The organism is Microbacterium suaedae, assembly GCF_003254645.1.
Classification (GTDB): domain Bacteria; phylum Actinomycetota; class Actinomycetes; order Actinomycetales; family Microbacteriaceae; genus Microbacterium; species Microbacterium suaedae.
Genome location: NZ_PNFD01000008.1, coordinates 1 through 7,733 on the forward strand (window position 1 = coordinate 1; position 7,733 = coordinate 7,733).

The window sequence follows — 7,733 nt, forward strand, 5'->3', positions numbered from 1 at the left end:
GTCGCACCCGCCGAGTTCGAGAACGCGTTCTATGCTGTCCAAACCGGCCCGCAGCAACTGGTCGGAATCAAATAGCGCGAGTCTCCATCAGACCCAGGGCGCTTCAGACCGATGTCTACCGAGTGAGTCGCGGCGCCGTGCCAGCGGTCGCCACAAGCCGACCACTGGCGCCGAAGGGCATGGATGCCAGATCGACCCTCGAGCGCGCCTGGATGTGGATTTGGGAGTCCACGCCAGAACAACGCCGATACACGAACCTCGGCAGCTTCCTGAACTGACTGACCTGCACATTCGGGCAGTCAGATGTCGAGAAGCACGAGCAGGCGATGGCCGCGGGAACCGCCTATCTTCTATCGCGTTCTGGCCATCGACAGCACCGTTGAAGTGTCGGGAATGGGCAAGCGAGCCGTGGCACACTGCCGGATCTGGAAGGAACTCCGGAGGACCATGTCGGCGTGCGCGACGACGAGATTATCTGAGTGCTCCACGGCAGAGCACTGACGGCGACCCCCGCTGTGTCTCCGATGTTCGACGAGCCTCTCGGCTTGGGCTGTTAGAAGCAGCAGGAGCGAGGAGGTTGGCCTCGTCGTCCTGACGGCTCCGGTATCCGAGCTGTTCGGTACGATCCTCTTCATGGAGGAATGGCTGATCCCGCTTGTGGCCGCCGTGATCGGCGGAGGCGGCGTGTTCGGGATCGCGACCGGCATCGCACAGTTCTCGTACTCGCGGCGGCTCGAAACTTCGCTCAATCACTTGCGGACGGCTCGTGAACTTGTCAAAGGCGATCCACTTGCTTCCAAGGCCATAGAGCAGGCAATCCAGATGGACTCCCTCTTACTTGCATCGAGCAAGCTTCACCGCATTGGCCCGTGGGGAGTCCTGATCAGGGTGATCTCTCTCTTCGGTGCCGCTTTGATCCTCGGCCTCGTCGTCATGGTTGGGGTGATGAGCGGCGCAGGAGATGCGGCGGAGTTCTGGTCCGTGATGGTGGTCTTCGCGGCATACGGGCTGTTGATGTTCGCGATCATGCACATCGCACGCAGGGACAGAGAGACGAAGTGGGCCGAGACAGTCCTCGCGTCATATCCGACCCCGATCCAAACGACCGACATCAAGAAAGCGCGCAAACGGATCGCCCGGAGTCGACGTGTCCGGCGCGAGGTGCTTCGCAAGAAGGCTGAGCGCTGGCACGGAGCAGGTGCTGAGGCGCACTGGGGACAGGTCCGGACGCTCGCCATGAAGCGGATCCGGCGCCGTCGTCGAAATCTGCTGCTCTCGACCGACGCGCTGAAGCCGTGGGACGACGCGTCTACGTGGCCCTACAAGCGCCACGTTGAGACGCAAAAACTACGCAAGGGCTTGGGTGGCATCCTCAAAAATCACAGCATTTAGTCCCTCTGTTGAAATTAGAGGGGACACGAGAAGCTGAATTATCGTGTCCTTTCGAGTTGTTCAAAGCATCAATATCATTGTCATACGCACGTGTGACCGAGATATTTCACAGTTTTCCAATACTCGCTCGACAGCTGTTGCTAGCCAGGCGGGCGTCCTCGAGCGTCGTGTTGTGATTGCCGCTGGAGTCTCCGGCCAGGAACTCACACACCGGCTACTACCACGGGGGCACCGGCACACCAGTCCTCGTGGCGGAACCGCTATGGTGGACGCGAGGAACGGGTCATGAGGATCACGCATACACCAACTGAACGATTCCGAAACGTCCAGAGTGGATTCTGAGAGCAGGAGAACTATACATGAAGGTCTCGCCCGCCGACGCAAGCAAGCTTGATCTGAAGGCCACTGCTTCCGAGATTGCTACCAACGGACTCTTGGATATGCCCTTTTTGATCTCCGAGCGGTCCCTCGAATCGAGCACCGACACCCTTGCTAGGCATGCGAAAACGCGCGCTTCGACGGGGTACACGCCGTCTATGGAAATTGTTGTGATGCCCAAGCGAGGGCACGGACTTCGACCCATCAGTGTGCTTTCTCCAACGACGCGACTGATCTACGAGGCGATTGTCGCGAAACTTGCTCCTTCGTTGCCCGTACCGTCCAGAAATAAGACATTCGACCAACACAGATCGTATGGGGAGGACGCTGACGGACCGAATCAGGATGATCCTCATGTCCGAGTACTGGATCTCGACATCGTGGCCTTCTATGAATATGTCGATCATCAAATTCTTTTCGAGGAGTTGCTCGCGCGAACGTTAGACCCCACCTACGTCTCCGCGTTGCGCGACTTTCTCAGCGAGATGTTTCCTCGCGGTCTTGGGATTCCGCAGGCACTCAATGCGAGTCACGTCATCGCGGATGCCTATATTGAACGCATGTCTCGTGCCATCACTCGACAAGGGTACGACCACAATCGTTACGCCGACGACTTCCGCATTCTTGCCCGCACATGGCAGTCCGCTCACCAGGCGATTGAGATCTCAATTCATGCAGCGCGTCAGATCGGCCTGGCGCTATCCGATGCCAAATTGTCCATCCGCAAGCCAGATGACATTCGGAAAGAGCTTAGCGAGTTCGAGGATGCACTCCAGCCATACAAGGATGCCGCCGCAGATGGGCTGAAGTCTCTAGAGTTCGTCTCGACTGAATACGACGATTTTGACCTGGTTGAGATCGAACCAGGTGACGAGGAAGTGGACTACGTGGCGCTCGAAAGGCTGGTGAAGGACTGGCTCGACAGCGATCACGAGAGTCCGTCGCGGATTGCAAGGTATGTAGGTCTGGCATTAAAACGCCTCCAAAAGGCAGACACGCGTCTCGCCGTGAATACTCTGGTGGAGATTGTCATGAGAGATCCCACGCGCATGCGATCGGTCCTTCATTATTTGGCGGCTCGGACGAGCAACGCAGAATCGTGGGAGGCTCTTTATCGATTGAGCGCCCTTCCAAGAACCTCTCCGTGGTCCAAAGTTTGGCTACTTAATCAGTCAGCAAGAATCGATGCGATGGCATGTGACGATCATGCAAATTTCGTCTCGTGGGCGCGAGAGCAATTGGGGGACTCGTCGGAGGTAGTGCGGGCGGAGGCGGCCTGGTTTCTTGCAGAGTCAGGGAAAGTGTCGGAGTCTGAACTACTGGATGCCTTAATCTCGGCCTCAGAAGTCACGCAATGCGGGATCGCCTCCGCAGTCGGCAGGTTCGACGCTTTGCGCGCATCGACGTCCAAGTTGGGTAGAGCAGTGCGTCAAGAATCTCCACTCACAAAGGCAGCATATTCATGGGGAAACAAACATGGAAAGTAGAGTTCCCTTTGGCAGTGAAACCGAACTAGTTCTTCGGAAACTCTCTCAGTTGATTTATGTCACAGATGACATCGAGAAGGTGCTCGTAACGTCGACTGCTTTGGTCGAGAGTTATGTGGATGACGAGATCGATCACTACTTGGCATTGCGCGAAGCCACCAGTACCACCTTGGAAAGATATCTGCTTCGCGACTACGGCGGTGGTTTTCGGACATCTTGGAAAGAGCGAATTAGGTTCCTGGAGAGAGGTATCGAATTGGGAGCTGTACCCAGTCCACTTCGTCAAGATGTCCTTCTGGTTGTCGATGCACGAAATGCCGTCGTGCATGGTAATGGCGAACTCACTATGCAGCAGGTCAATAAGGGGATCAATACGCTCGACATGCGTCGCCAACTCACTGGGAGGCTCGACGCTCACTTCGCTGGGAAACGTGTCTACTTTTCCCGAGAGACGTCGCGGTCTGCCTTGGGGACGCTGATCGATTTCTGCTACTGGCTGGATGGCTCCTTACCAGACCCTCTATGACGCTGCCTATCATCGCACGGTTCCAAGATTTCCTCGGTCGCGTTCTCGACAGTGGCGTTCCCTGGTACAAGCCGTTGGAAGCGTATCCTGTCGCCATGACTGACGACGCGAGCGGGATCGATCTCTCGGATCCAGTTTTCGATGCTCCTACTTGCCCGACGTGTCATGTCGTCCTTCGAGATGCAGACGATGGCCTTCGCTGTCCGGAGTGTGGGTGGACACTTCCGTTCGAGAGTGCCGTGAGGCCACCGGAGTTTGATGGCCCGAGCATCCACGGCGGATGACTCAAGGTCCAGAATCGTTGAGGGCGATGTCGACGAGAAACGCGGACTTCTGATCGCTCCAGCCTCTCCGCTCGCAGATCCCATGCAGCACGGTCCGCATGGAGGTGTGCATCCGGTCGCCGACTCTTAGCCTCTCGATCTCGGGCTGGAGACTCAAGGCCCAATCGAACGCGGCATCGTTGGAGTCGTAGTCCTCTGCGTGTGGCGGAGCGCCAGCCTCGCTCAGGATCCTGTCCAGCTCTCCACGCGCGGCGCTCCTGCGGTCCCGTTCCTGTTTCTGGTCCTGTCGCCAAGTCGTCTGCGTCGCCTCCAACGCCGTGATGTGCTGTCGCTTCCGCTCGATGGTCTCGGGATCAGCCTCGGTCCGCGTCACGACCTCGAGGACATCTCCGACCGACATGCATTCTGAGAACGCCGGATCCCGACGCGGGCGAGCCGGACCACCGATGTCGAAGATGCCGCCGAAGCCACGAGACAGCTCGTACATGAACGCGGAGGACGAGACGCCTCCGAAGCTCCAGGCGTCACTGCTCGCGGAGGTCAGGAGCCGAGACAACGGATCATCGGTATCGATGTTGTCGACGAGCGTGCGATCCGCCCAGAGAGCCGTCAGTGCCGACGCGTGCTTGTACCTGAGTCGTGCCATTTTAGTGCGCCGCGTTCGGCATGAGTTTCTCGACGATGTCGGTCGCTTCGCCTTCGAGTGGGGTCGTGGCCGTGATCTGCTGGCCGCGTAGCGAGATCACCGCGTCCCGAACCGGGCGCAGCACCCGGACGATCCGCTTGATGGAGTACCCCGACCGGTCCGTGACATGCCTCGTGACCGCGAGGGCGGCGAACACGATCGTGAGGTGCGCCTCGATCGAGTCTCTCTCGTGATGGAACATCGACCGCGCCTTCAGATCGCTCTTCGCCATCCGGAACGACGCCTCGACACGGAACAGGTCGTGATACGCGGCCACGACAGCGGCGACTGTGAGCTTGTCGGCGCTGATCGAGGTGACGTAGCCCTTCAACCCGAGATAGGTCCGGGCCTTCTCCACCGCTGTCCAGTTCGCTCCCGGCCGGGTGCCGCGCTCACCGAGGGTGACGAACCGGTCCTTCTTCGGCGCCCGCAGGCCGCCTGCGATCTGTTCGGCCCCATCGACCTGCTTGTTCAGCGTGATGCTGTCGCGCTGCTCGCGCCTGCGTGAGTACTGCCAGACCACCCGCCTCTCCAGCCGGTGTCTCCCGGCCCCCAGCGTTCGGGTCGTCTCGATCGTCTGCCCGTCCTCGAAGAGGTTCACGACGCGTTCGTAATGCTCGGCGAGGTCTTTCGGGGCCGACCCCGTCCGGGATGCGACGATGAAATCGAAGCCCGCATCCTCGAGCGCGTTCAGATTGCCCGCTGACAGCATTCCCGCGTCGGCGACGACCACGACATCACTGCTCCCGTAACGCTGACGGAACCCGTCCAACACGGGCAGCAGCGTCATGGTCTCGCTCCGGTTGCCCTCGAACGCGTGAACCTCGAGGGGGAACCCTGCCTGATCGACGAGCAGGCCGACGAGGACCTGCGGGTCGACGCGGCGCTCCCTGCTCATCCCGACTTTGCGAAGAGCATCTTCGTGCTCGGCCTCGAATTACAGGGTGGTCACGTCATACATCACCACCTGCAACGTCCCGGTCGCTGTCACCCGTCGAAGCGCCGCGTCGGAGAGCTGGGAGCGCCAGTCCTCCGCGATGCAGCGCTTCAGGGTCCGCCAGATCGTGCGCAGCGACGGTGACTTCACACCGATCTCGGCGAGCACCCGGATCGTGTCGGCCTTGCTGGTCGGCTCGATGATCCGCGCCAGCACGAGCCGCTTGAAACTGTCGGTCCCGACAGTGTCGAACCCGATCTCCCGGTAGGCGTGCCCGAGCACGTCCCAGAGGACGCGGGCTTGGGAGCCGACGATCTCCGGGCTCGCGGTCAGCTTCTGCGGAGCGAGCCGATCGAGATCGAACGCGAGTTGCCCGGCCTGGGTCTTCGTGCGGGCGACTTCGAGGAGGAACTCGAGATCCTCGGGCGTGTGGGCGGAACCGATGTGCTCGACGATCTTCTGCACGCCGTACTGCTTCGACGCGATCTGGACCGCTGTCGCGCCCGACGCGGTGCGCACTCTCCGGATGAACAACCCCACGCGACACGAGTCTAGGACCCTGGTTTAGTGCGCCAGGCGGGCACTAAACCGGCGCGATACCCGCGGAAAATCAACGACCTCGACCCGCTCGCGAGCCAACTCGATCAAACATGGCACGAGCCAGGTCCGAGGTCTTCGTGCAGGTCGTCACGTATCTCCGCCTCCTCAGCTAGCCTCGTTGCCGTGAGCACCAAGCTATCCCACCGGCGTCTGACGCTTCCGATCTTCCTGTTGTCGCTCGGAGTGCTCGCGGGCACTGCCACTGCGATTGTGGCCTTCACCGGGCCCAACTCTGCTACGGCAGCGTTGGGAGCGATCACCGCCGTCATCGCAATTTGGCTCACGTTCATGATCGCCGGCAGGCAGGATGCGGAAGCAGCGGTCCTCAAGGAGATCGTGCAGCGGTCAGAAGAGATGATCCGCGAAATAAAGGAGCAGAGTTCCGAGCAGGACTATGAGGGTCCGGCGTCTGAAGCCGACGATGAAGACGAACTTCCGACGCCGACAGGCGGCCCGTCCTACCGGGACGAAGCCATCGAAGCACTCAGAGCGCACCATGCACCTCTTGACTTCGATGGTCTGGAGTGGCGAGCGAAGGAGCCACTGCCTGCCCTACCGGGAAACCATGGGTGGTTTGTTGAGTCGCCCGGCTTGCCGTCGGCTGGACGCTGGTTCGTGCGCAAGGCGCGCGGGATGACAGTTCGGAAGGCAATGCCGCGAGACTTCCTAGAGGCCCTCGAGCAGGAAGCGCCGATCGACCCGCGGCGGATCAAGCTGGACTTTCAGATCAAGGAACATGGGCTCGCCGCGTGGTACGCCAGGACCTACGGCGGTGAGCTCTGGAAGGTCTGGCGTGCGAATCGGAACGCTACCGCTGGTGTGCAGGTCGAGAAGATCGAATCGGTGTAGTGCCCTCCCGGCCCGGCCCGGCCCTCCCCCTGACTCGCCGGGATGGGTGTTGGGCCACGTGTGAGAGCTGGGGACCGCGGTATCGGCACGTTGCGGGAGAATGGTGGCGTGACGAACAGAGCTTCCGTGAACTCACTGGCAGTGCTCCGTCCACAGGTCGCTACTGAATGGCATCCAACGCTCAACGGCGATTTGACGGCGTCCGATGTGACACTTGGCTCAGGACGCAAAGTGTGGTGGCGTTGCCCGCGCGGCCACGAGTGGCAGTCTGCGGTGAGTTCCCGAGCGAAGGGCTCACGTTGCCCGATGTGCGCAGGCATCGTTGCGGTTCCGGGCGAAACTGATCTTGCAAGCGTGCGTCCTGACCTTGCGCTGCAATGGCACCCCACGAGAAACAGCGTCGAGATCTCAAGAGTCCTCCCGCAATCGAACAAGAACGCCTGGTGGCTATGCGCGCAAGGTCACGAGTGGGAAGCAAAGATCCAGAACTGAAGCGCCCTGGGTCTGATGGAGACTCGCGCTATTTGATTCCGACCAGTTGCTGCGGGCCGGTTTGGACAGCATAGAACGCGTTCTCGAACTCGGCGGGTGCGAC

At 60.3% G+C, this 7,733-nt stretch carries 6 protein-coding genes and 1 pseudogene; 5 read left to right on the forward strand and 2 right to left on the reverse strand.

The features are described 5' to 3' along the window. Positions 1-633 precede the first annotated feature (633 nt). The 3 genes from C0012_RS15245 (at position 634) to C0012_RS15535 (ending at position 3,783) form a co-directional block, all read left to right on the forward strand. The gene (locus C0012_RS15245; protein WP_110590580.1) at positions 634-1,392 is read left to right on the forward strand and encodes a hypothetical protein; all 759 of its coding nucleotides are present in this window, start codon (positions 634-636) and stop codon (positions 1,390-1,392) included. A 359-nt stretch (positions 1,393-1,751) separates the two neighbouring features. After that, a complete protein-coding gene (locus tag C0012_RS15250; RefSeq protein ID WP_110590581.1) occupies positions 1,752-3,257 on the forward strand; it encodes a reverse transcriptase domain-containing protein in 1,506 nt (501 codons plus the stop codon). Then, positions 3,247-3,783 carry a hypothetical protein gene (locus C0012_RS15535; protein WP_162621969.1) on the forward strand — a complete coding sequence of 179 codons (537 nt, stop codon included), beginning with the start codon at positions 3,247-3,249 and terminating at the stop codon, positions 3,781-3,783. Before C0012_RS15250 ends, C0012_RS15535 begins: the two co-directional genes overlap by 11 nt. A gap of 285 nt (positions 3,784-4,068) precedes the next feature. On the opposite strand, the gene C0012_RS15260 is transcribed toward C0012_RS15535, so the two are convergent. Together C0012_RS15260 and C0012_RS15900 are read right to left on the reverse strand one after the other, a co-directional pair. Further along, a complete protein-coding gene (locus C0012_RS15260) occupies positions 4,069-4,554 on the reverse strand; it encodes a hypothetical protein (protein ID WP_162621970.1) in 486 nt (161 codons plus the stop codon). A gap of 160 nt (positions 4,555-4,714) precedes the next feature. Beyond that, positions 4,715-6,229 (reverse strand): annotated as a pseudogene (locus C0012_RS15900) (IS1634 family transposase). 183 nt (positions 6,230-6,412) lie between these two features. Between C0012_RS15900 and C0012_RS15270 the strand changes: the two are divergent. Both C0012_RS15270 and C0012_RS15885 read left to right on the forward strand, forming a co-directional pair. Beyond that, a complete protein-coding gene (locus tag C0012_RS15270) occupies positions 6,413-7,138 on the forward strand; it encodes a hypothetical protein (RefSeq protein ID WP_162621971.1) in 726 nt (241 codons plus the stop codon). Between the two features lie 42 nt (positions 7,139-7,180). Beyond that, positions 7,181-7,630 (forward strand): zinc-ribbon domain-containing protein, encoded by a 450-nt coding sequence (locus tag C0012_RS15885; RefSeq protein ID WP_110590585.1) that lies wholly within the window; start codon positions 7,181-7,183, stop codon positions 7,628-7,630. Positions 7,631-7,733 lie beyond the last annotated feature (103 nt).

What these genes read in the sequence shown, in the direction of transcription:
- C0012_RS15885 (WP_110590585.1), top strand. Translation starts at nt 7,181, where the DNA reads ATGGGTGTTGGGCCACGTGTGAGAGCTGGGGACCGCGGTATCGGCACG.
- C0012_RS15245 (WP_110590580.1), top strand. Translation starts at nt 634, where the DNA reads ATGGAGGAATGGCTGATCCCGCTTGTGGCCGCCGTGATCGGCGGAGGC.
- C0012_RS15535 (WP_162621969.1), top strand. Translation starts at nt 3,247, where the DNA reads ATGGAAAGTAGAGTTCCCTTTGGCAGTGAAACCGAACTAGTTCTTCGG.
- C0012_RS15260 (WP_162621970.1), bottom strand. Translation starts at nt 4,554, where the DNA reads ATGTACGAGCTGTCTCGTGGCTTCGGCGGCATCTTCGACATCGGTGGT.
- C0012_RS15250 (WP_110590581.1), top strand. Translation starts at nt 1,752, where the DNA reads ATGAAGGTCTCGCCCGCCGACGCAAGCAAGCTTGATCTGAAGGCCACT.